Annotated in this window: 20 protein-coding genes; 11 read left to right on the forward strand and 9 right to left on the reverse strand. The window is 65.0% G+C overall.

The genetic code is table 11. From position 1 onward, the window contains the following. Positions 1-68: 68 nt before the first annotated feature. The 6 genes from moaE to CDN36_RS11820 are packed head-to-tail and all read right to left on the reverse strand — an operon-like array spanning position 69 to position 6,248. Entirely contained in the window at positions 69-542 is a 474-nt protein-coding gene (gene moaE / locus CDN36_RS11795) for a molybdopterin synthase catalytic subunit MoaE (protein WP_150555921.1), read from the reverse strand. Between the two features lie 39 nt (positions 543-581). Then, the gene (moaD, locus tag CDN36_RS11800; RefSeq protein WP_150555922.1) at positions 582-839 is read right to left on the reverse strand and encodes a molybdopterin converting factor subunit 1; all 258 of its coding nucleotides are present in this window, start codon (positions 837-839) and stop codon (positions 582-584) included. A gap of 39 nt (positions 840-878) precedes the next feature. Then, on the reverse strand, positions 879-2,120 hold the full coding sequence (locus CDN36_RS11805) for a molybdopterin molybdotransferase MoeA (RefSeq protein ID WP_287496813.1): 1,242 nt from the start codon (positions 2,118-2,120) through the stop codon (positions 879-881). A 45-nt stretch (positions 2,121-2,165) separates the two neighbouring features. Then, positions 2,166-3,632 carry a threonine synthase gene (gene thrC / locus CDN36_RS11810; RefSeq protein WP_150555924.1) on the reverse strand — a complete coding sequence of 489 codons (1,467 nt, stop codon included), beginning with the start codon at positions 3,630-3,632 and terminating at the stop codon, positions 2,166-2,168. Between the two features lie 41 nt (positions 3,633-3,673). Next, the gene (locus CDN36_RS11815; RefSeq protein ID WP_150555925.1) at positions 3,674-4,984 is read right to left on the reverse strand and encodes a homoserine dehydrogenase; all 1,311 of its coding nucleotides are present in this window, start codon (positions 4,982-4,984) and stop codon (positions 3,674-3,676) included. 37 nt (positions 4,985-5,021) lie between these two features. After that, a complete protein-coding gene (locus CDN36_RS11820) occupies positions 5,022-6,248 on the reverse strand; it encodes a pyridoxal phosphate-dependent aminotransferase (protein ID WP_150555926.1) in 1,227 nt (408 codons plus the stop codon). Between the two features lie 318 nt (positions 6,249-6,566). On the opposite strand from CDN36_RS11820, the gene CDN36_RS11825 reads away from it, so the two are divergent. The 11 genes from CDN36_RS11825 (at position 6,567) to CDN36_RS11875 (ending at position 18,495) form a co-directional block, all read left to right on the forward strand. Continuing rightward, the gene (locus CDN36_RS11825) at positions 6,567-6,953 is read left to right on the forward strand and encodes an Mth938-like domain-containing protein (protein WP_150555927.1); all 387 of its coding nucleotides are present in this window, start codon (positions 6,567-6,569) and stop codon (positions 6,951-6,953) included. A 74-nt stretch (positions 6,954-7,027) separates the two neighbouring features. Beyond that, positions 7,028-8,728 (forward strand): glycosyltransferase family 39 protein, encoded by a 1,701-nt coding sequence (locus CDN36_RS11830; protein WP_287496814.1) that lies wholly within the window; start codon positions 7,028-7,030, stop codon positions 8,726-8,728. 371 nt (positions 8,729-9,099) lie between these two features. Beyond that, complete coding sequence (locus tag CDN36_RS11835) at positions 9,100-9,471, forward strand: SMR family transporter (protein WP_150555929.1); 372 nt, start codon at positions 9,100-9,102, stop codon at positions 9,469-9,471. Between the two features lie 101 nt (positions 9,472-9,572). Beyond that, a complete protein-coding gene (locus CDN36_RS11840; RefSeq protein ID WP_150555930.1) occupies positions 9,573-10,739 on the forward strand; it encodes a DegT/DnrJ/EryC1/StrS family aminotransferase in 1,167 nt (388 codons plus the stop codon). Further along, positions 10,736-11,755, forward strand: coding sequence for a glycosyltransferase (locus CDN36_RS11845; RefSeq protein ID WP_241013944.1), 1,020 nt, complete (start codon positions 10,736-10,738; stop codon positions 11,753-11,755). The genes CDN36_RS11840 and CDN36_RS11845 overlap by 4 nt, the downstream gene beginning before the upstream one ends. Beyond that, positions 11,752-12,657, forward strand: coding sequence for a formyltransferase (locus CDN36_RS11850; RefSeq protein ID WP_150555931.1), 906 nt, complete (start codon positions 11,752-11,754; stop codon positions 12,655-12,657). The genes CDN36_RS11845 and CDN36_RS11850 overlap by 4 nt, the downstream gene beginning before the upstream one ends. A gap of 7 nt (positions 12,658-12,664) precedes the next feature. Continuing rightward, a complete protein-coding gene (locus CDN36_RS11855) occupies positions 12,665-13,708 on the forward strand; it encodes a bifunctional UDP-4-keto-pentose/UDP-xylose synthase (RefSeq protein ID WP_150555932.1) in 1,044 nt (347 codons plus the stop codon). Between the two features lie 139 nt (positions 13,709-13,847). Then, entirely contained in the window at positions 13,848-14,762 is a 915-nt protein-coding gene (locus tag CDN36_RS11860) for a polysaccharide deacetylase family protein (protein WP_150555933.1), read from the forward strand. A 79-nt stretch (positions 14,763-14,841) separates the two neighbouring features. Further along, a complete protein-coding gene (locus tag CDN36_RS11865; protein ID WP_150555934.1) occupies positions 14,842-15,303 on the forward strand; it encodes a peroxiredoxin in 462 nt (153 codons plus the stop codon). A gap of 317 nt (positions 15,304-15,620) precedes the next feature. Then, positions 15,621-17,357 carry a PhoH family protein gene (locus tag CDN36_RS11870; protein ID WP_287496815.1) on the forward strand — a complete coding sequence of 579 codons (1,737 nt, stop codon included), beginning with the start codon at positions 15,621-15,623 and terminating at the stop codon, positions 17,355-17,357. Positions 17,358-17,583: 226 nt separating this feature from the next. Further along, a complete protein-coding gene (locus CDN36_RS11875) occupies positions 17,584-18,495 on the forward strand; it encodes a C40 family peptidase (protein WP_287496816.1) in 912 nt (303 codons plus the stop codon). 435 nt (positions 18,496-18,930) lie between these two features. Here CDN36_RS11875 and CDN36_RS11880 read toward each other — a convergent pair whose 3' ends face one another. The 3 genes from CDN36_RS11880 to CDN36_RS11890 all read right to left on the reverse strand — a co-directional run bounded on the left by CDN36_RS11880 (position 18,931) and on the right by CDN36_RS11890 (position 22,070). Next, complete coding sequence (locus tag CDN36_RS11880; RefSeq protein ID WP_150555936.1) at positions 18,931-19,941, reverse strand: inorganic phosphate transporter; 1,011 nt, start codon at positions 19,939-19,941, stop codon at positions 18,931-18,933. Between the two features lie 21 nt (positions 19,942-19,962). Continuing rightward, complete coding sequence (locus CDN36_RS11885) at positions 19,963-20,589, reverse strand: DUF47 domain-containing protein (RefSeq protein ID WP_150555937.1); 627 nt, start codon at positions 20,587-20,589, stop codon at positions 19,963-19,965. Between the two features lie 113 nt (positions 20,590-20,702). Next, on the reverse strand, positions 20,703-22,070 hold the full coding sequence (locus tag CDN36_RS11890) for a replicative DNA helicase (RefSeq protein WP_150556016.1): 1,368 nt from the start codon (positions 22,068-22,070) through the stop codon (positions 20,703-20,705). Positions 22,071-22,315: the final 245 nt, after the last annotated feature.

The following is a 22,315-nucleotide window of genomic DNA, read 5'->3' on the forward strand; positions in this document are numbered from 1 at the left end:
GGGATCGACAAAGAAAAATCGGCGGAGATGAGAGACAATCGCCGACGTAATGGGAAATTACATGAAATTCAACGGTCGAGCGACTTCCCACCGCTTGCCCAGCGCTCGCGGGCGGCCGTATCGGTGTCGCGGGCGTCGACCCAGCGCTCGCCTTGCGGCGTGGACTCCTTCTTCCAGAACGGCGCTTCCGTCTTCAGATAGTCCATGATGAATTCGCACGCCGCGAACGCGTCGCCGCGATGGGCCGACGTGACGGCCACGAGCACGATCTGGTCGCCCGGCCCCAGATCGCCGTAGCGGTGAATCACCAGCGCGTCGAACAGGCGCCAGCGCTCGCGCGCCTGCGCCACGATCGCCTCCAGCGCCTTGTGCGTCATGCCCGGATAGTGCTCCAGGGTCATGCGCGAGACATCCTTGCCGTCGTTGAGCTCGCGCACCGTCCCGACGAAGCTCGCAATGGCGCCCACGCGCAGGTCGCCCGCGCGCAACCGCCGGATCTCGTCCGACAGGTCGAAGTCTTCGGTCTGTACTCGAATCGGCATGATGGTCGGCGTCTCCTGTGCCGGATGGATGGCGCTCGCTCAGCCGCCCGTCACCGGCGGAAAGAAAGCGACTTCGCACCCTTCGCGCAGGCGCGTGGCGGCGGGTACCATCGTGTGATCGAGCGCCATGCGCAGCGCACGCTGCTCGCCCAGCGTCTCGGCCCACACCGGACCCCGGCGGCACAGCCACTGGCGCACATCTCCCACGGTGGCAACGTCTGCCGGCACCTCGACGCGCTCTTCGGCGACATTGAGCGCCTCGCGCACGCTCGCGAAAAAACGAAGTTCGATCTGCATAGTCTGGCCGGCGCGCCGCACGAGCGACGCACCTGTCTCTCAATATAGAAGGTCGGAGAACGGCAGGAAGGCCACCGTTTGCCCGGCTTCGATGCGATGTCCGGGCGGATTGTCGATCAGACCATCGCCCCATACGGTCGAGGTCAGCACCGCCGAGCTCTGGTTCGGGAACGCGTCCAGCCCGCCCTGCGCGTTGATGCGCGCCCGCAAGAACTCGTTGCGGCGATCCGCCTTGGTCTGCGTGAAATCCGCGCGCATCGCGATACGGCGCGGCCTCACGTCCGCCACGCCTTGCAGGCGCAGGATGAACGGCCGCACGAACAGCAGGAACGTCACGAAGCTCGACACCGGATTGCCCGGCAGGCCAATGAAATGGGCCGTCTCGCCGACGCCCACCCCATCCGTGCCACCCGCGCCGTTCGGACGATTCACCTCGCCATAGGCGAGCGGCTTGCCCGGCTTGAGCGCGATCTGCCACAGGCTGAGGCGCCCCTCGGCCTCGACGGCCGGCTTTACGTGGTCCTCCTCGCCGACCGACACGCCGCCCGACGTGATGATCAGGTCGTTGGTGCGGGCCGCGTCGCGCAGGATGGCCCGCGTAGCCGCCAGATTGTCCGGCACGATGCCGTAGTCGGTCATCTCGCAGCCGAGATTCTCCAGCAGGCTGCGCAACACGAAGCGGTTCGAGTTGTAGATGCTCCCGGCGCGCAGTGGCTCGCCGGGCATCGTCAGTTCGTCGCCGGTAAAGAACACGGCCACGCGCAGACGCTGCGCCACCTCCAGCCGCGCGACGCCCACCGAAGCGGCCAGTCCCAGCGCCGGCGCACGCAGGCGCGTACCGGCCGCGAGCACCACACCGTCGCGCCGGATGTCGGCGCCCTGGCGATTGATGAACTCGCCAGCCTGCGGCGTATGGCGAATCGCGACCGAGCCGTCCTCGAGCGCTTCGCACTGCTCCTGCATCACGATCGCATCGGCGCCCGGCGGCACCGGCGCACCGGTGAAGATCCGCGCCGCCGTGCCGACAGCGAGCGGTTCGGGCGCATGTCCGGCGGGAATGCGCTGCGAGACCGGCAGCACGACTCGCTCGCCCCGCAGGTCGGAGACGCGCACGGCATAGCCGTCCATCGCGCTCGTATCCATTGGCGGGACGTCGAGCGTGGCGACGACGTCACGCGCCAGCACACGGCCGTTGGCGGCCAGTGTGTCGACGCTCTGCGTGCGGGCGAGCGGACGAGCTGCCGCCAGCACGGCGTCGAGGGCTTCTTGGGTACTCAACATGACGAATGGGCCCGAAAGTCTTGGAAAGGCCAGGCAGCGACCGCCTTACAGGCCGGTGTGCTCGGCGATGTACGCCTTCACGCGCGCCGCGTCGTTCGGCACGGTCTCGAAGCGCTGCGGCAACGATTCGAGCTGCTCGAAGCCGGCCGGGCGCGGCGGCTCACGGTCCAATGCTTCGCGGATGGTCTGCGCGAACTTGGCCGGCTGCGCCGTTTCGAGCACCACCATCGGCACGCCCGGCTCCAGCGCCTCGCGGGCTACCTTCACGCCGTCGGCCGTGTGCGTGTCGATCACCACGTCGTAGCGCCCCGCCACGTCCCGGATCGTGGCCAGGCGATCGTCGTGCGTGCTGCGGCCCGAGACGAAGCCGAACTGCGCCACGCGCGCAAAGGCGTCCGTGCCCGACAGATCGAAACCGCCCTCGCGCTCGACCCTGGAGAGCAGCGCGGCGGTGGCCGTCGCGTCGCGGCCGAGCAGATCGAACAGGAAGCGCTCGAAGTTCGATGCCTTCGAGATGTCCATGCTCGGGCTGCTGGTGTGAAACGTTTCGGTCGACTTGCGCACACGGTAGCGGCCGGTGCGGAAGAACTCGTCGAGCACGTCGTTCTCGTTGGTCGCCACGACCAGCTTGCGGATCGGCAGCCCCATCATGCGCGCGATGTGGCCCGCGCAGACGTTGCCGAAGTTGCCCGACGGCACCGTGAACGACACTTCGCCGTCCTGGCCCGGCTTGCCGCCGGTGGCCGCGAAGTAGCCCTTGAAGTAATAGACGACCTGGGCAACGACGCGCGCCCAGTTGATCGAGTTGACCGTGCCGATCTTGTGGCGCGCCTTGAACGCGTGATCGTTGGAGACGGCCTTGACGATGTCCTGGCAGTCGTCGAACACACCCTCGAGCGCGAGGTTGAAGATGTTCGGATCCTGCAGGCTGTACATCTGCGCGGTCTGAAAGGCGCTCATCTTGCCCGCGGGCGAGAGCATGAACACCCGGATGCCCGCCTTGCCGCGCATGGCGTATTCGGCCGCGCTGCCGGTGTCGCCCGAGGTCGCACCGAGAATGTTCAGCGCGTCGCCGTGCTGGGCCAGCGCATACTCGAACAGGTTGCCGAGCAACTGCATCGCCATGTCCTTGAATGCGAGCGTGGGACCGTTCGAGAGCGCCAGCAGCGAGAGCGGCGCGCCCTGCTCGACGCCCAGCGGCAGCAGCGGCGTGATCTCGCTGGCGTCCTCACCCGGGCGCACGTTGCGATACACCTCGGCGGTGTAGGTGCGCCGCGTGAGCTCTGCGAGGATCTCGGCCGGAATGTCGTCGGCGAACTTGGCCAGCACCCGGGCGGCCAGTTCGGCATATGACAACTGGCGCCAGGCGCGCAGTTCGTCTGCGCTCACCTGCGGATATTCGGTCGGCAGGTACAGGCCGCCGTCCGGCGCCAGCCCGCCGAGCAGAATGCTGGAGAACGACTGCGGTTCGCCCGAAGTAAGGCCTGCGCCGCGCGTGGAGATGTATTTCATGGCAATCGTGTCCTGTCGTATCGCTTCGTGTGGCTCGCCGCTCAGCTCAGCGACTCCATGCGGATGCGCGTCACCTTCGAGAGCACGGTGCTCATCGCTTCGATCCTGGCGATGGCCGCGTTGATGTGCTTCTCCTGCGTCTGGTGCGTCAGGATGATGATGTCGGTCTGGTGCTCGCCTTCGCGCGATTCTTTCTGCAGCAGCGCGTCGATGGAGATGTCGAGATCGGCCAGAATGCGCGTGAGCTCGGCCATCACGCCGGCGCGGTCGACCACGCGCAGACGCAGGTAGTAGCTCGTGGTGACTTCGTCGATGGGCAGCACCGGCGCGTCGGACAGCGCGTCGTGCTGGAACGCCAGATGAGGCACGCGATGCTCCGGATCGGCGGTCTGCAAGCGTGTCACGTCCACGATGTCGGCCACGACGGCCGAGGCGGTCGGCTCGGCGCCGGCGCCCTTGCCATAGTACAGCGTGGCGCCCACGGCGTCGCCCTGCACCAGCACGGCGTTCATGGCGCCTTCGACGTTGGCGATCAGGCGCTTGGCCGGGATCAGCGTCGGATGCACGCGCAGTTCGATCCCCGCGTCGGTGCGACGCGTGATGCCGAGCAGCTTGATGCGATAGCCGAGTTCTTCCGCGTATTTGATGTCGAGCGCGGCCAGCTTGGTGATGCCCTCGACGTAGGCGCGGTCGAACTGCACGGGCACACCGAACGCGATGGCGCTCATGAGCGTGAGCTTGTGGGCGGCGTCCACCCCCTCGATGTCGAAGGTGGGATCGGCTTCGGCGTAGCCCAGGCGCTGCGCGTCGGCGAGCGCGACGTCGAAGTCGATGCCCTTGTCGCGCATCTCCGAGAGGATGAAGTTCGTCGTGCCGTTGATGATGCCCGCGATCCACTGGATGCGGTTGGCCGTGAGGCCTTCGCGCAGCGCCTTGATGATCGGAATGCCGCCTGCCACGGCGGCCTCGAAGGCCACCATCACGTTGGCCTTGCGCGCCGCGGCGAAGATTTCGTTGCCGTACACGGCGAGCAGCGCCTTGTTCGCGGTGACCACGTGCTTGCCGTTCTCGATCGCCTTGAGCACCAGTTCCCGGGTGAGGTCGTAGCCGCCGATCGTCTCGACGACGACCTCGATGTCCGGATCGGTCACCACCTCGAACGGATCGCCGGTCACGACGGCCGCGCCGCCGACGAGCCCGCGGGCGCGCTCGACATTACGCACCGCCACCTTCGTAATCTCGATACCCCGGCCGGCACGTCGTTGAATTTCCTCCTGGTTGCGAGCCAGTACCTGGAAGGCCCCGAAGCCTACCGTGCCAAGGCCGAGCAGGCCCAATTTGATCGGTTTCATGCGGTTTTACTCAAAAGTCGAAATCGGTTGGCGCGCATCACTTGCCGTGGCGACGGCGATATCCGTCAAGGAAGCGGGCAATGCGGCTGATGGCATCTTCCAGGTCGCCCTCGTGAGGCAGGAACACCACGCGGAAATGGTCCGGGTGCATCCAGTTGAAGCCGCTGCCCTGCACCAGCAGGACCTTCTCTTCGAGCAGCAACTGGAGAATGAAGTCCTGATCGTTGGCAATGGGGTACACCGCCGGATCGAGACGCGGAAACAGGTACAGCGCCGCCTTGGGCTTCACGCACGTCACGCCGGGAATGTCGGTGAGCATGCGATGCGCGATCTCACGCTGCTCGTACAGACGCCCGCCCGGCACGATCAGATCCTTGATGCTCTGGTAGCCGCCTAGCGCCGTTTGCACGGCGTACTGGCCGGGCACGTTCGGGCACAGACGCATCGAGGCGAGGATGTTCAGCCCCTCGATGTAGTCGCGCGCCGGGCGCTTGTCGCCCGACACGACCATCCAGCCCGCGCGATAGCCGCATGCCCGATAGCTCTTGGACAGGCCGTTGAACGTAATGGTGAGCACGTCGTCGGACAGGGCGCCGATCGAGGTGTGCTCCGCGCCGTCGTAGACGATCTTGTCGTAGATCTCGTCGGCGTAGATGATCAGCCGGTGCTCGCGGGCCAGCGCCACGATCTCCTTGAGCAGCTCGTCCGAGTACAGCGCGCCGGTCGGATTGTTCGGGTTGATGATGACGATCGCGCGCGTGTTGGGCGTGATCTTCTTGCGGATGTCGGCCAGATCGGGCTGCCAGTCGGCCTGCTCGTCGCAGACGTAGTGCACGGGTGTGCCGCCCGAGAGGCTCACGGCCGCCGTCCAGAGCGGATAGTCAGGCGCGGGCACGAGCACTTCGTCGCCGTCGTTGAGCAGCGCCTGCATGGCCATCACGATGAGCTCGGACGCCCCGTTGCCGAGGTAGATGTCGTCGAGCTGCACGTCGTTGATGCGCTTTTGCTGGCAGTAATGCATGATCGCCTTGCGCGCCGCGAACACCCCCCGCGAGTCCGAATAGCCCGCCGAATTCGGCAGATTGCGGATCATGTCCTGCACGATCTCGTCGGGCGGCTCGAAGCCGAACGGCGCCAGATTGCCGATGTTCAGCTTGATGATGCGATGGCCTTCTTCTTCCATGCGCTTGGCATGTTCGAGCACGGGCCCACGAATGTCGTAGCAGACATTCTGCAATTTCTGCGATTTGAGGATCGGTTTCACGGCGGTTGTGGTCTTGGCGGGCGGCGCAGGGCCAGGCGGGACGCCCCGCCACGCGAAAAGCGCCGGCGGCCGGCGCGCTGAAAGCGCACGGTCCACCGGATTTCCCCGCGTCTGGCGTGGCAGATGCCGCACTGCAACGGTTTTGCCGTGCTGCGTACGGCAAAAAGCTATAATTTAGCCAATTATGACAGAGTTCGGCAATGCATCATTGACGGTTTGCGCCATGCGAGGCAAGATGCCCGGCCGCCGCGCAACCTGCCGACGCTCCGTCGCCATTGGGACACCATTGGCCAACCACTGGGTAGGGAATCTCCGAAAGTGAAACTGCATCAAGACCCGTCGCAAGCATTGAACACGGTGACCGGCTACGGGCCGGGCTATGTCGAGGTCAACAAGGTCCGTCACGAGCAGAGCGTGGTCATCGCACCCGAGGGCGAGATCCAGCCTTGGCCGGTGTCGAGTTTCGATGCGCTCGAGCCGGCGCACTTCGAGAGCTTGCGCCGCCTCGATCCGGAAGTTGTCATCTTCGGCAGCGGGGGGCGCCTGCGCTTCGCGCATCCGCGCCTGACCACGTCGCTCACCAGCGAGCGCATCGGCGTCGACTCGATGGACACGCAAGCCGCCTGCCGCACCTACAACATCCTGATGAGCGAAGGCCGCCGCGTCGTTCTCGCCCTGCTCATCGAAAGCGAGACGCCTGCGTGAGCCGCCGCCCGCTCGCTGCCGCGCTGACGGGCGCCGATTCGTCCGCCCCTCACGCGCCAGGCGCCCCTCTCGCCTTGTCCACTCCCGGCCCCGCGCCGGTGTCGTATCCGCTCTCGCCGAGCGCGTTCTGGCTGCTGCTCGCGGCGTTCGCGCTCGTGTGGTTCGGCGTGCTCGACTATCGTCACCTCATTGCCAGCGACGAGGGCCGCTACGCCGAGATGGCGCGCGAGATGTGGGTCACCGGCGACTGGATCACACCGCGCTACAACGGCTACAAGTACTTCGAGAAGCCACCGCTGCAGACCTGGATGAACGCGCTCACGTTCGCCGTGTTCGGGCTGGGCGAATGGCAGGCGCGTCTGTGGACCGCGCTCACCGGCTTTGCCGGCGTACTGATGGTCGGCTTCACCGGCCGGCGCGTCTTCAACGCCCGCGTCGGGCTCTTCGCCGCCGCCGCACTCGCGAGTGCCCCGCTGTGGTCGCTGCTGGGGCACTTCAACGTGCTCGACATGGGGCTGTCCTTCTTCATGGGATTGTCGCTGTGCGCGCTGCTGCTCGCGCAGCGTCCCGGGCTTGCACGCCGCGCCGTGCGCGGCTGGATGTGGCTGTGCTGGGCGGCCATGGCGCTCGCCGTGCTGAGCAAGGGGCTCGTGGGCGTCGTACTGCCCGGCGCCGTGCTCGTGCTCTATACGCTGATCGCACGCGACTGGGCGCTGTGGCGCCGGCTCTATCTGGGCAGCGGGCTGATCGTCTTCCTGGCGATCGCCGCGCCCTGGTTCGTGCTGGTCCAGGCGCGCAATCCCGAGTTCTTCGACTTCTTCTTCATCAACGAACACTTCCGGCGTTTCGCGATGGAGGGCCACAACCGCGACGGTGCGCCCTGGTACTTCGTGCCCGTTTTTGTGGCGGGCTTTCTGCCGTGGCTCTCGGTCCTGCCGGGCACCGTTCGCGCCACGCTGCGCATGCCGCGGCAGCCCAACGGCTTCGCGCCGGCGCTCGTGCTGTGGGTGTGGTCCGTCTTCATCTTCCTGTTCTTCAGCGCCTCGCACTCGAAGCTCATCTCGTACCTGTTGCCGGTCGCGCCGGCCATGGCGCTGCTTTTCGGCCTGTATCTGGCCCAGTTGCGTCGCGACACGGTTCGCCTGCATCTGGCCGGTTACGCGATCTTCCTGATCGCCGCACTGGTCATGGTGGCCATCTTCGTGGGGCGCGCCGGCAGCGTGCGCAATCCGAACGAGTTGTACAAGGCGTTCCAGATCTGGCTGTACGTGGCGCTGGGCGTGGGCCTGGCCGGCACGCTGGCGGCATGGCGCATGGCGCGGCACAGCGCACGCCGGGCGCTCCTCACGTTCGCCGGCGCGATGCTGCTGCTCACGACCATCGGCGGACTGGGACACGAGGTGTTCGGGCGCCAGAGCAGCGGTGTGCTGCTGGTGCCGGCCGTCAAGGCGCAAATGCAGCACCTCGGGCCGGACGTTCCGTTCTATTCGGTAAACGTGCTCGATCACACCATGCCCTACTACCTCGGGCACACGATGATCATGGTGCAGCATCCGGACGAACTCGAGTTCGGCGTGAAGCAGGAACCGCAAAAGTGGCTGCCGACGCTCGACGCGTTCTACGCGCGCTGGCGGGCCGATCCGAAAGCGCTGGCGCTGGTCGATCCGGACACGTTTGCCAAGCTCGAGGCCCAACATTTGCCAATGCAAATCATTGCGCGCGACGCCCGACGCGTCGTGATCTCGAAACCATCGCCCGAAGACAACGTAAAATAGCGCTTTTATCGTTCGTCGGTTCGTTTCAATCGCCAGTATCTCGAGGGTCGAGCGGCGACCCGCGGCGCACGGACAGAGCCACGCGAAGACAGACAGGCAGATGGCAGGGATGCAAGATGGGTGGCGCGGCGCGCACGCACGGGGAACGCGGCGCAGCATGCCAGACGATCGGGCCGGGCGGCTCGATCGTGCCGTTGCGGATGGCGGCATGCCGGCGCGCCGCAGGCGTATCACGGCGAGCGCCGCTGCCTGCGGTTTCGGCAAGGTGCCGACCGCCGCATCGGTCCGCCCCCCGGCCAAGTGACGTCCATCGCTAATCGCCAGCCAATTGACGGCGTCCATAATTATTCACAAACGTTCACAAACGTTCCATGAATCTCGCTACGTTTTCACTTATTCTCACGGGCGTGCTGCTCAACGCCTGCGCGCAGTTGTTGCTCAAGGCTGGCGCAGGCTCCATCGGCGCACTGGAATTCACGCGCGCCAACATCGTGCCCATTGGCATCAAGCTTGCTACGCAGTTGCCGATCATGGGCGGACTGGTCTGCTATGCCATCAGCGTGGTCGTCTGGATCCTCGCGCTCTCGCGCGTCGAGGTCTCCATTGCCTATCCGATGCTCTCGCTGGGCTACGTCGTGAACGCGATTGCCGCGTGGTACCTGTTCGGCGAAACACTGTCGATGCAGCGGGTCGTGGCCATCGGCATCATCCTTGTCGGCGTCTATATTCTTGCGCGCAGCTAACCCGCGTCGGGGCCTTCGCGCCCGATGCGACCGAATCGAAGAACGCGCGGCGACTCGCGCCGGCGCGTTCGTAACGCTTACCTGAGGCTTCGACCAACATCATGAGCGACTCGGCAACCTCCCAACCGACTCAACCGTTCCTGCCGTTCACGCGGCCGAGCATCGACGACGCGACGATCGCCGGCGTGGTCGACGTGCTGCGCTCGGGCTGGATCACTTCCGGGCCGCAAGTGCAGGCCTTCGAGAAAGCCCTGTCGGAATACTTCGGCGGGCGTCCGGTGCGCGCCTTCAATTCGGGTACCGCCACGCTGGAAATCGGCCTGCGCCTGGCCGGCGTGCAGGCGGGCGACGAAGTCATCACCACCCCGCTGTCGTGGGTGGCCACCGCCAACGTGATCCTCGAAGTGGGCGCCACGCCCGTGTTCGTCGACGTCGATCCGGCCACGCGCAACCTCGACCTCGACCTGCTCGAGAAGGCGATCACGCCCAAGACGCGCGCGATCATCCCGGTCTATCTCGCCGGGCTGCCGCTCGACATGGACCGCCTCTACGACATCGCCCGCCGCCATCGGCTGCGCGTGATCGAAGACGCGGCGCAGGCCATGGGCTCGAGCTGGGGCGGCAAGCGCATCGGGTCGTTCGGCGACCTCGTGTCGTTCAGCTTTCACGCCAACAAGAACCTCACGTCCATCGAAGGCGGTGCGCTCGTGCTCAACAACGAGGACGAGGCACGTCTGGCGGAGAAGTACCGGCTGCAGGGCGTCACTCGCACCGGCTTTGACGGCATGGACGTGGATGTGCTCGGCGGCAAGTACAACCTGACCGACGTGGCCGCACGCGTTGGCCTCGGGCAGATGCCGCACCTGGCCGAATTCAACGCGCGCCGCACCGAACTCGCGCGCCTGTATTTCGATACGTTCGCCGGCGGCCCTGCCGTCGCGCTGGGGCTCGGTCTGCCGCGCGCCGACTTCACGAACTCGAACTGGCACATGTTTCAGGTCGAGCTGCCGCTCGAGCGCCTGACGATCGATCGCGCCGGCTTCATGGAAAGGCTGAAGGCCCGCAACATTGGCAGCGGTGTGCATTACCCGGCGATTCACCTGTTTACAATGTATCGCGCGCTCGGCTTCCGGGAAGGTCAGTTCCCGCACACGGAACGGTTGGGCCGCGCGATTCTCACGCTTCCCCTATTCCCCGCCATGACGAATGCCGACGTCGCGCGCGTTTGCGAAGCCGTCAATGCCATTTGCGCTGAACATCAAAAATGACTTCTCCCCAACTCTCCGTCGTCATCCCGGTCTATAACGAAGAGGCCGGACTCGCCGCGCTCTTCGCTCGCCTGTACCCGGCACTCGACAAGCTGGGCGTGACTTACGAAGTGGTGTTCGTCAACGACGGCAGCCGCGACCGCTCCGCCGCGATCCTGGCCGAGCAGCAGCGCCAGCGTCCGGACGTGACGCGCGTGGTGCTGTTCAACGGCAACTACGGCCAGCACATGGCCATCCTCGCGGGTTTCGAACACACCCGCGGAGAATGGGTCGTCACGCTCGACGCCGACCTGCAGAACCCGCCCGAGGAAATCGGCAAGCTCGTCGACCAGCTCGCCGCCGGTCACGACTACGTGGGCACCGTGCGCATGAACCGCCAGGACACCTGGTTCCGCCGCAACGCGTCGCGCGCGATGAACCGCTTGCGCGAGCGCATCACGCGCATTCGCATGACCGACCAGGGCTGCATGCTGCGCGGCTACAGCCGCCACATCGTGGATACGGTCAACCAGTGCCGCGAAATCAACACGTTCATTCCGGCGCTCGCCTACACGTTCGCGCAGAACCCCACGGAAGTGGACGTCGCGCACGAAGAGCGCTTCGCCGGCGAGTCGAAATATTCGCTCTACAGCCTGATTCGCCTCAATTTCGATCTGGTCACCGGCTTCTCGGTGGTGCCGCTCCAATGGCTCTCGGGGGTGGGCATTACGCTCTCGGCCGCCTCGGGCGTGCTGTTCGTCGTACTCATGGCCCGGCGCTTCATCTTCGGTTCGGAGGTTCAAGGCGTATTTACGTTGTTTGCCGTCACGTTCTGCCTGCTCGGCGTGATCCTGTTCGGCATGGGGCTGCTCGGCGAGTACATCGGCCGCATCTACCAGCAGGTGCGTCAGCGCCCGCGCTATCTGGTGCAAGCCGTGCTCGAGAATCAGCCGGCACCGGCCGGCCACGGCGAGAAAGCCGCCGGCGGCGCAAGCCACACGGCCGGCGCGAAGGAACTGGGGTCGCACACCTCATGAGCGCCAAAGCCGTCGTCTTCGCTTATCACAACGTTGGCGTGCGCTGCCTGCAGGTGCTGCTCGCGCGCGGCGTCGACGTTGCCCTCGTGGTTACCCACCAGGACAACCCGAACGAGAACATCTGGTTCGGCAGTGTCGCCGGCGTGGCCGCCGAGCATGGCATTCCGGTCATCACCCCCGACGATCCGGCCGACCCGGCACTCGCCGAGCGCATTCGCGCCGTGGCGCCGGACTTCATCTTCTCGTTCTATTACCGTCACATGATTCCGGTGCCGGTGCTGGAAATCGCGCCGCGTGGCGCCTTCAACATGCACGGTTCGCTGCTGCCGAAGTATCGCGGCCGCGTGCCGGTGAACTGGGCCGTGCTGAATGGCGAAACGGAGACCGGCGCCACGCTGCACGAAATGGCCCTCAAGCCGGACGCCGGCGCGATCATCGATCAGACGCCGGTGCCGATCCTGCCCGACGACACCGCCGGCGAAGTGTTCGAGAAGGTTACCGTGGCGGCCGAGCAGACGCTCTGGCGCTGCCTGCCGGGGCTGCTGGCCGGGACGGCCGGGCGGCGCATCAACGATCTGTCGGCCGGCAGCTATTTCGGCGGGCGCAAGCCGGAGGACGGCCGCATCGACTGGTCGAAACCCGCGCGCGACGTCTACAACCTGATTCGCGCCGTCGCCCCGCCCTATCCGGGGGCGTTTACGGAAGTCGCCGGCCATCGCTGGGTGGTGAGCCGCGCGCGCCTTGCCCGCTCGCCGGCCCCCGCCGGTTTGCCCTGCGGACTGCAAGTAGTGGATAATGCGTTCCTTGGCGTTTGCGGGGACGCAAACGCCGTCGTCATTCATGAACTATTACTGGACGGCAAGCCTGTCACGCCGGACCGGTTTTCCCAGCTAAATCACTGACCGCAATATGAAAAAAGTCCTGATTCTCGGTGTCAACGGGTTCATCGGCCACCATCTGTCGAAGCGCATCCTGGAGACGACCGACTGGGAAGTTTATGGCATGGACATGCTCACCGATCGCCTTGGCGATCTGGTCAATCACGAGCGCATGCACTTCTTCGAAGGCGACATCACGATCAACAAAGAGTGGGTCGAGTACCACATCCGCAAGTGCGACGTGATCCTGCCGCTGGTGGCCATCGCCACGCCGGCCACCTACGTGAAGGCGCCGCTGCGCGTGTTCGAGCTCGACTTCGAAGCGAACCTGCCGATCGTGCGTTCGGCGGCGAAGTACGGCAAGCATCTGGTGTTTCCGTCGACCTCCGAGGTCTACGGCATGTGCACCGACAGCGAGTTCGATCCGGAAAACTCGCCGCTGATCTACGGCCCGATCAACAAGCCGCGCTGGATCTACGCCTGCTCGAAGCAGCTCATGGATCGTGTGATCTGGGGCTACGGCATGCAGGAAGGACTGAATTTCTCGCTGTTCCGCCCGTTCAACTGGATCGGCGCCGGCCTCGACTCGATCTACACGCCGAAGGAAGGTTCGTCGCGCGTGGTCACGCAGTTCCTGGGCCACATCGCCCGCGGCGAGAACATCAGCCTGGTCGACGGCGGCTCGCAAAAGCGCGCGTTTACCGACATCGACGACGGCATCGACGCACTCGTGCGCATCATCGACAACAAGAACAACGTTGCCAGCGGCAAGATCTACAACATTGGCAACCCGAAAAACAATTACTCGGTGCGCGAGCTGGCCAACATGATGCTCAAGCTGGCAGCCGAATTCCCCGAGTATGCCGAGACGGCCAAGAAGGTCCAGCTCGTCGAGACGTCGTCGGGCGCCTACTACGGCAACGGCTACCAGGACGTGCAAAACCGCGTGCCGAAGATCGAGAACACGATGCAGGAGCTCGGTTGGGCGCCGAGCACGTCGATGGACGAAGCGCTGCGCAAGATTTTCGAAGCGTACCGCGGCCACGTGGCCGAAGCTCGCCGCCTGGTCGAGTAACGTCCGGGCCCGCCGCTTCCATGCCGCGGGCCGCACATCGCACGGCACGCCCGGTGCGCCCTCGGCGCATCGGGCGTTTTTGACTCGGAAACGAAGGTATCGGACAACGCATCGCCGATACCCGCCATCAAGGACGGCCATGGCCAAGATTGTCCTGAAGATCGACGTCGACACGCTGCGCGGCACGCGCGAAGGCGTGCCCAATTTGCTCGCCGCGCTCGCCGAGCATGAGGCGCAGGCGACGTTCCTGTTCAGTCTCGGACCGGATCACACCGGCTGGGCGCTCAAGCGCGTCTTCCGGCCCGGCTTTCTGAAGAAGGTCTCGCGCACGTCGGTGGTCGAGCACTACGGCTTCAAGACGCTCATGTACGGCACGCTGCTGCCCGGCCCGGACATTGGCCGGCGCGCCGCGGACGTCATGCGCACCGTGCAGGCCGCCGGTCACGAGACCGGCATCCACACGTGGGATCACACCTACTGGCAGGACAACGTGCGCACGCGCGACGCGGCGTGGACGCAACGCCAGATGTCGCAGGCGCACGCCCGCTTCACGCAGATTTTCGGCGCGCCGCCGCTCACGCATGGCGCCGCCGGCTGGCAGATGAACAACGACGCATTCCGCCAGATCGACGCGTGGGGCATGAAGTACGCCTCGGACGGACGCGGCACGGCGCCGCATTACCCGATCGTCGACGGCGTGCGTCTGCAACACGTGCAGATGCCCACGACGCTGCCCACCGTCGACGAACTGCTCGGCGTGGACGGGCGCGATGCCAACGGCGTGGCCGAGCATCTGCTTGCCCTCACCCGCGATCCGGCGCAAGATCACGTGTTCACGCTTCACGCAGAGCTCGAAGGGCAGAAGCTCGCCCCGCTGTTCCGTCAGTTGCTGGCCGGATGGCGCCGCCAGGGGCATGATCTGGTGACGATGGGCCAGTTGTACGCGTCGCTCGATCTCGCCTCGCTGCCGGCCCGCCCGGTCGTGTGGGGAGAGATTCCGGGGCGCTCGGGCGACCTGATTCTCGAGGGCGGCGAGCGCCGTGCGGCGGCCTGAATCGCTGGCGGCCCGCCTCCTGCTTGCCCTCAACCCGCTTCCCCGTTCCGGCCTCGCAAGGCCATCCAAGGAGACCATAGTGACGGTAGCCATCGACACCGCCGTGCCAGATTTCACCGCACCGGCCACTGGCGGCGATTTTTCGCTCAAGGCGCATCGCGGCCAGAAAGTGGTGATCTACTTCTACCCGAAGGACAACACGCCGGGCTGTACGACGGAAGGCATGAACTTTCGCGACAGCTATGCGCAATTTCAGGCCGCTGGCGCGCAGATCGTCGGCGTGTCGCGCGACAGCCTGCGCTCGCACGAGAACTTCCAGAAAAAGCTCGGCCTGCCCTTCCCGCTCATCTCGGACGCCGACGAAGCGGTGTGCAGGCTGTTCGGTGTCATCAAGCTGAAAAAACTGTATGGCAAGGAGCATCTCGGCATCGAGCGCAGCACGTTCGTGATCGACGAGAAGGGGGTGCTGCGCAAGGAGTGGCGCGGCGTGCGCGTGCCCGATCACGTGGGCGAAGTGCTGGCCGCCGTCCAGGCGCTCTGAACGCGGTACGGGCCCAGGCCCAAGCGTCTTCCTGCCCGGCGCGGCCCGCGGGGACGCCCGCCGCGCGGCGGCCGGCGTGTTGCACGAGCGCCGCCCGGGCGGACATCCAACGCTATACAAGCACGGCAAGAGACGTTATAGTCGGCCGTAATGATCAAGCGCATTGAACGAGACTATTGCAGGCGTCGCCAAGGCGGCGCCTTCAGCCAAGCCGCCTCTCCGGTGCGTCCGGGCAGGCGGCTTTTTTGTTGCCGGGACGTGTTGTGCCGCTGTGTGTCCCGGCCGAGTAGTGTTGTGTTTTCTTGAACGGGAAATCTATGCCATTGCCATCGGCGCCGACCAAACCGGGCACGCTGCTCGCCCCGGATCAATTCCCCACTCGCCTCAAACCTTCGCGCACGGAGGCCAAGAAACCGATCCCCTCTTCCGAACAACACGCGCTGGGCGACACGTCCGGCGCAGCCGGCACGGCCGACCTGAAGGTCGTTCCCAAGACACCCGCGGTGACGCAGACTGCAGCACAGCCGTCGCCCGTCGCACGTTCGCCGCAATCGCCCGCGCCTGCCGGTTCGAATGGCGCCGCCGCGCCGCTCAAATCCGTGAAGACGACGGCTCAGGGCGCCGGTTCGAAACGTGCGCGCAACAAGGACCAGGAGCCGGCCAAGCTCTTCGTGCTGGACACGAACGTGCTCATGCACGACCCGAGCAGCCTGTTTCGCTTCGAGGAGCACGACGTCTATCTGCCGATGATGACGTTGGAAGAGCTCGACAACCACAAGAAGGGCATGTCGGAAGTGGCGCGCAATGCACGTCAGGTCAGCCGCACGCTCGACGGACTGGTCGCGGAGAGCGGCACGAAATCGATGGCGGAAGGCATTTCGCTGTCCCGCCTCGGCAACAAGGACGCCACGGGCCGTCTGTACTTCCAGACCGATCTGCCCGAAGTACCGCCGCTCGAGGGCTTGCCGCAGGGCAAGGCCGACAACCAGATTCTGGGCGTCGTGCGCGCGCTGCAGGACAAGTTCCGCGATCGTCAGGTCGTGCTGGTGTCCAAAGACATCAATATGCGCGTCAAGGCGCATGCGCTCGGCCTGCCGGCCGAAGACTACTTCAACGACAAGGTGCTCGAGGACAGCGATCTGCTCTACTCGGGCGTGATGGCACTGCCGCCGGACTTCTGGACGAAGCACGGCAAGGGCATGGAGAGCTGGCAGGACAACCGTACCGGCACGACGTTCTACCGCATCACCGGCCCGCTGTGCTCGAGTTTTCTCATCAACCAGTTCGTCTATCTCGAGACGAACAACGGCGAAGCGCCCTTCTATGCGCAGGTCCGCGAGATCAACGGCAAGACGGCACTGCTGCAAACGCTGCGCGACTACGGGCACCACAAGAACAACGTGTGGGGCATTACGGCGCGCAACCGCGAGCAGAACTTCGCGCTGAATTTGCTGATGAATCCCGAGGTCGACTTCATCACCCTGCTCGGTCAGGCCGGCACGGGCAAGACATTGCTCGCGCTCGCTGCCGGGCTGGCGCAGACGCTCGACGAAAAGCGCTACAACGAGATCATCATCACGCGCGCGACCGTACCCGTCGGTGAGGATATCGGCTTCCTGCCGGGCACCGAGGAGGAGAAGATGCAGCCGTGGATGGGCGCCTTTGACGACAACCTCGAAGTGCTGCAGAAGACCGACGACTCCGCCGGCGAATGGGGCCGTGCAGCCACGCAGGAACTGATTCGCTCGCGACTCAAGGTCAAGAGCATGAACTTCATGCGCGGTCGCACGTTCGTGAACAAGTTCGTCATCATCGACGAGGCGCAGAACCTCACGCCGAAGCAGATGAAGACGCTCGTCACGCGCGCCGGCCCCGGCACGAAGCTGATCTGTCTGGGCAACATCGCGCAGATCGACACGCCGTATCTGACCGAAGGCAGCTCGGGCCTCACCTACGTGGTGGATCGCTTCAAGGGCTGGGGTCACAGCGGCCACGTCACGCTCGCGCGCGGCGAACGCTCGCGTCTGGCCGATTACGCCGCGGAGATTCTCTGAGCGCGGCGGCTTGACGGCCTCTCGACGACGGCGCCTTCGGGCGCCGTTTTTCATGATCGCCAGGCCGCGAATGCAGCGACCACGGCGCCTGAGCGGCAAAATCGCCCGAAAATCGGCGCATTTGTGACATCGATGCCACAGAATGCCCGTATTTCGGCACTTCCGCGGTGCATTCGTGCGGCAAGCGTCGTAAACTCGGCGCATGCGAATCCAGGGCCATCTCCGCATGCCACGATCCTTCGTCCGGTCCTTCGGCCGTCCCGTCGTCCCTGCCCGCAGCATTGCGCTCTCGCCAGAATGGCTGCGCTCGTCGACGCGCTGTGCCGCGGCACTCGCGATTACGCTGCTGGTTGCCGCATGCTCGTCCGGTCCGTCGATCCGCCAGGGTGGCAGCGCCAACTATGGCAATCGCACGATGGGTCCCGAGAACAGCGCCGGCCAGGAAGAGATCACGCTCGAGGCGATGAGCCTCGTGGGCATCCCCTACCGCTATGGCGGCAACACGCCTGATTCCGGTTTCGACTGCAGCGGTCTCGTGCGCTATGTCGTTGCACGCGCGGCCGGGGTCAACTTGCCGCGGACGACGGCCGACATGAGCAGTGTCGGCACGTCCCTCGATCGCGACGATCTCGCCTCCGGCGACCTCATCTTCTTCAATACGACGGGGCGCGCCCACTCGCACGTGGGCATCTACGTCGGCCAGGGGAAATTCGTGCATGCGCCGAACTCAGGCGGCACGGTGCGACTGGAGAGTCTCTACGTCCCTTATTGGGCGCGCCGTATCGACGGTATCCGCCGCGTGGCGGCGAACAAGGCACCGGCGGGCAATACGACCTATGTGAACCGCGCCGCACCGGCCAACGTGGCGCAAACCCAGCCGTCGGCGGCCTCGCCGGCCCCAGGGGCCCCGCCGTCGCCCATGTCGTCGCCCATGTCGTCGCCCATGTCGCCGCCTGGGCTACCCGGCGCACCAGTGAGCGCGGTCGCGGACTCGCCCAATCGGCCGCTGACGGCCGCCACGCCTTCGCCGCTCCAAACACCGCAGCCCAGCGCACCGCCGAGCAGCACGGCCCGTCTGAACGGGTCCCTGGCGGCCGACGACGATCCCATCGCCCGCTTCGCCAACAGTTCCATGTGAGGCTCCCAAAGGTAAAACACGCCGGCCGCCCGCGGCGTCTGGCGTGTTTCATGCCCTGTCCGTGGCCCCACGTTCCCTTGTTCCCTCGTTCCCTTGCTCCCGCGTTTTCTTAACGCAGGTGGGTCAGCAGGCTCGCGGCGCCGCCGAGGTTGATCGCCACGCCCATCAGCGTGGTCAGCGGGCGGTGGCGCAAGGCATGGTTGAACAATGCGGTCATCTCAGCCTCCTGTGGTGCTCGTCGAATATCGTATGCAAATGATAATCAATATCATTAACAAATTGAAATTGATTCTCCCGATGGCGGCGATATCCCGGCTCAATGTGGGCATGCGGGAAATCTCGGCGGACCTGGGCGAACGTCGAGCATGAAAAAAGCGGCCGAAGCCGCTTTTTCCGGAGTCTGAGGATCGCCGGACGGTCCACCGTCCGACAGGGTTATAGGAACTGCTTGCCGACCCACCAGGCGATGGCGGCAATGAAAGCCGAAGCCGGGATCGTCAAAATCCACGCCCATACGATGTTGCCCGCCACGCCCCAGCGCACGGCCGAGAGCTTCTGCGTCGCGCCGACGCCAACGATGGCGCCCGTAATCGTGTGCGTCGTCGACACCGGCACGCCGAGCCACGAGGCGAAGAACAGCGTGAAGGCACCGCCCGTCTCGGCACAGAAACCGCCCACCGGCTTGAGCTTGGTGATCTTCTGTCCCATCGTGCGCACGATGCGCCAGCCGCCGAACATGGTGCCCAGACCAATGGCCAGATAGCAGCCGACGATCACCCACAGCGGCGGCTCGGCGGCCTGCTGCGGCCACAGTCCGGCGGCGATCAGCAGCATCCAGATGATGCCGATGGTCTTCTGCGCGTCGTTACCGCCATGCCCGAGGCTGTACATGCCGGCCGAAACCAGTTGCAGGCGGCGGAACCAGCGGTCCACGCGGGCGGGCGGCGTGCGAAAGCACAGCCACGACACCACGAGCATGAAGAACGAACCGAGCACGAAGCCGAGCAGCGGCGACACGAAAATGAAGGCCACGGTCTGCAGCAGGCCGCTCGCCACGAGCGAGCCGGTGCCCGCCTTGGCCACCGCCGCGCCGACCAGGCCGCCGATCAGCGCATGCGACGAGCTTGACGGAATACCGTAGTACCACGTGATGATGTTCCAGGCGATCGCCCCGACGAGCGCGCCGAAAATCACGTAGTGATCGACGATCTCCGGGTGAACCGTGCCCTTGCCCACCGTCGCGGCCACTTTCAGGTGAAAGATGAACAGCGCGATGATATTGAACATGGCGGCGAAAGCCACCGCCTGGTGCGGCTTGAGCACGCCCGTCGACACCACCGTGGCGATGGAGTTGGCGGCGTCGTGAAAGCCGTTCATGAAGTCGAACAGGAGCGCCAGCGCGACCAGCAGTCCGACCAGCCAAAGGCTGATGTGCAGCGTTGCCATCGAAAATCTCCGCTCGGGCGCTCAGGCGTTTTCCAGCACAATGCCTTCGATGATGTTGGCAACGTCCTCGCACTTGTCGGTCACCGACTCGAGCAATTCCGACACGGCCTTCTGCTTGATGAGCTCCTTCACGTCGGCCTCTTCGCGGAACAGCTTGGAGAGCGAGGCGCGCAGCAGACGGTCGGCTTCCGACTCGAGTCCGTCGATCTCTTCGCACAGTTTGAGGATCTCGCGCGCCCGGTCCATGTCACCCAGCAGCGCCACGGTGCTTTGCACGCGCTCGCAGCACTTCACGCAGATCTCGCCGAGCGTGCGGGCCTCGGCCGGCACGCGCTTGATGTCGTACATCCAGACGGCCGTGGCGACGTCTTCCATCAGGTCCAGGATGTCGTCCATCGTGCTGATCAACTTGTGGATCTCGTCGCGATCGAACGGCGTGATGAACGTCTTGTGCATCAGGTCGATGGTCTCGTGCGTGATGCGATCCGCTTTCTTCTCGTTGTTCTGCACGGCGACGGTGCGTGCCTCGGCATTGGGCAGATCGTTGAGCATGGCAGACAGCTCGCGACTGCCGGCAACCATGCATGCCGCATGCTGGTTGAACAGCTCAAAGAACTTGCCCTCGGTGGGCATGAAGCGACCGAACATTATTGGAAAACTCCGGGTATTGAGAGGGGACGGGTCGACACAAAAACGTCACATTCTACCCTGTGCGGGCGTGCGCCGCCGCACGCCGATGGGCACAGGCAAAAATTTGCGTATCAGTACTGCGGACCGGCCAGATTGTCGAACTTCGTATAGGCCCCGATGAACGCCAGACGCACGTGACCGATCGGACCGTTACGCTGCTTCGCGATAATGATCTCGGCCGTGCCCTTGTCGGGCGTATCGGGGTTGTAGACTTCGTCGCGATAGATGAACAGGATGATGTCGGCATCCTGTTCGATAGCGCCCGATTCGCGCAAGTCTGACATCACGGGGCGCTTGTTCGGACGCTGCTCCAGACTGCGGTTGAGCTGCGAGAGCGCAATGACCGGCACGTTCAGCTCTTTGGCGAGGCCCTTGAGCGAACGCGAGATTTCGGAAATCTCGGTCGCGCGGTTCTCGCCCCCGCCCGAGCCGCTCATGAGCTGCAGGTAATCGATGATGATCAGCCCCAGCTTGCCGCACTGGCGCGCCAGGCGGCGAGCCCGTGCGCGCAGCTCCATCGGGTTGAGCGCAGGCGTCTCGTCGACGAACAACTGCGTCTCGTTCATCTTCTGCATCGCATGCGTGAGCTTCGGCCAGTCTTCGTCGATCAGCTTGCCCGTGCGCAGGCGATGCTGATCCAGACGCCCGACCGAGCCCAGCATACGCATGGCCAGCTGCGTGCCCGGCATTTCCATCGAAAACACGGCGACGGGCAGCCCCTCTTCCACGGCGATGTGCTCGCCGATGTTCATCGAGAAGGTCGTTTTGCCCATCGACGGGCGGCCCGCCACGATGATCAGATCGCCGCCATTGAAGCCCGAGGTCATGCGATCGAGATCGACGAAGCCGGTCGGAATGCCGGTGATGTCGCTGCCGCCCTCGCGGTGATAGAGTTCGTCGATGCGCTCGACCACCTGCGTGAGCAGCGGCTGGAGTTCGAGAAAGCCGCTCGAGCTACGCGAGCCTTCCTCGGCGATCGCGAAGACCTTGGCCTCGGCCTCGTCGAGCATCTGGCGCACTTCCTTGCCCTGCGGATTGAAGGCGTCGGAGGCGATCTCGTCGGCTACCGTGACAAGCTTGCGCAGCACCGCACGGTCGCGCACGATCTCGGCGTAACGGCGAATGTTGGCCGCGCTCGGCGTGTTCTGCGCCAGCGCGTTGAGATAGGCGAGTCCGCCCACCTCTTCGCCCTTGCCGGCGCTCGACAGCGATTCGAAGACGGTGATGACGTCCGCGGGACGATCGGAGGAAATCAGGCGACCGATGTGCTGGTAGATCAGCCGGTGGTCGTAGCGGTAGAAGTCCGACTCGGACACGAAGTCGCCGATACGATCCCAGGCGCTGTTATCGAGCAGCAGCCCGCCGAGCACGGACTGCTCCGCCTCGATGGAGTGCGGCGGCACTTTTAGCGAATCGAGCTGGGGATCGGGCGCGTTCATGCCGGGCATTATACCGTTCCCGCGATCGCGGTCCGAACCGGCATATTCCCGCTTGCGAGACGATTTTTCCGAACGTGGTTTGCTCAGTAGTTTCCCTGGAGGCAACATAAGGCGGAGCTATCGAACGAGACTAACGTGGGACGGCGCGCAACCGGGAGGCGGTCGGCGTTGATCAGTGTAATCCGTGCTTGCGTGACAAGCTGCCGCATCGGAAGGCTTTGAGACAGGCAGACATAAAAAAACGG

The sequence above is a fragment of the Pandoraea sp. CB10b_02 genome (assembly GCF_002216225.1).
GTDB lineage: Bacteria > Pseudomonadota > Gammaproteobacteria > Burkholderiales > Burkholderiaceae > Pandoraea > Pandoraea nosoerga.

Bases quoted from the DNA above. Each gene is read 5' to 3' on its own strand.
- moaE (WP_150555921.1), bottom strand. From the start codon at position 542: ATGCCGATTCGAGTACAGACCGAAGACTTCGACCTGTCGGACGAGATC.
- moaD (WP_150555922.1), bottom strand. From the start codon at position 839: ATGCAGATCGAACTTCGTTTTTTCGCGAGCGTGCGCGAGGCGCTCAAT.
- CDN36_RS11805 (WP_287496813.1), bottom strand. From the start codon at position 2,120: ATGTTGAGTACCCAAGAAGCCCTCGACGCCGTGCTGGCGGCAGCTCGT.
- thrC (WP_150555924.1), bottom strand. From the start codon at position 3,632: ATGAAATACATCTCCACGCGCGGCGCAGGCCTTACTTCGGGCGAACCG.
- CDN36_RS11815 (WP_150555925.1), bottom strand. From the start codon at position 4,984: ATGAAACCGATCAAATTGGGCCTGCTCGGCCTTGGCACGGTAGGCTTC.
- CDN36_RS11835 (WP_150555929.1), top strand. From the start codon at position 9,100: ATGAATCTCGCTACGTTTTCACTTATTCTCACGGGCGTGCTGCTCAAC.
- CDN36_RS11840 (WP_150555930.1), top strand. From the start codon at position 9,573: ATGAGCGACTCGGCAACCTCCCAACCGACTCAACCGTTCCTGCCGTTC.
- CDN36_RS11845 (WP_241013944.1), top strand. From the start codon at position 10,736: ATGACTTCTCCCCAACTCTCCGTCGTCATCCCGGTCTATAACGAAGAG.
- CDN36_RS11850 (WP_150555931.1), top strand. From the start codon at position 11,752: ATGAGCGCCAAAGCCGTCGTCTTCGCTTATCACAACGTTGGCGTGCGC.
- CDN36_RS11855 (WP_150555932.1), top strand. From the start codon at position 12,665: ATGAAAAAAGTCCTGATTCTCGGTGTCAACGGGTTCATCGGCCACCAT.
- CDN36_RS11860 (WP_150555933.1), top strand. From the start codon at position 13,848: ATGGCCAAGATTGTCCTGAAGATCGACGTCGACACGCTGCGCGGCACG.
- CDN36_RS11870 (WP_287496815.1), top strand. From the start codon at position 15,621: ATGCCATTGCCATCGGCGCCGACCAAACCGGGCACGCTGCTCGCCCCG.
- CDN36_RS11875 (WP_287496816.1), top strand. From the start codon at position 17,584: ATGCCACGATCCTTCGTCCGGTCCTTCGGCCGTCCCGTCGTCCCTGCC.
- CDN36_RS11880 (WP_150555936.1), bottom strand. From the start codon at position 19,941: ATGGCAACGCTGCACATCAGCCTTTGGCTGGTCGGACTGCTGGTCGCG.
- CDN36_RS11885 (WP_150555937.1), bottom strand. From the start codon at position 20,589: ATGTTCGGTCGCTTCATGCCCACCGAGGGCAAGTTCTTTGAGCTGTTC.
- CDN36_RS11890 (WP_150556016.1), bottom strand. From the start codon at position 22,070: ATGAACGCGCCCGATCCCCAGCTCGATTCGCTAAAAGTGCCGCCGCAC.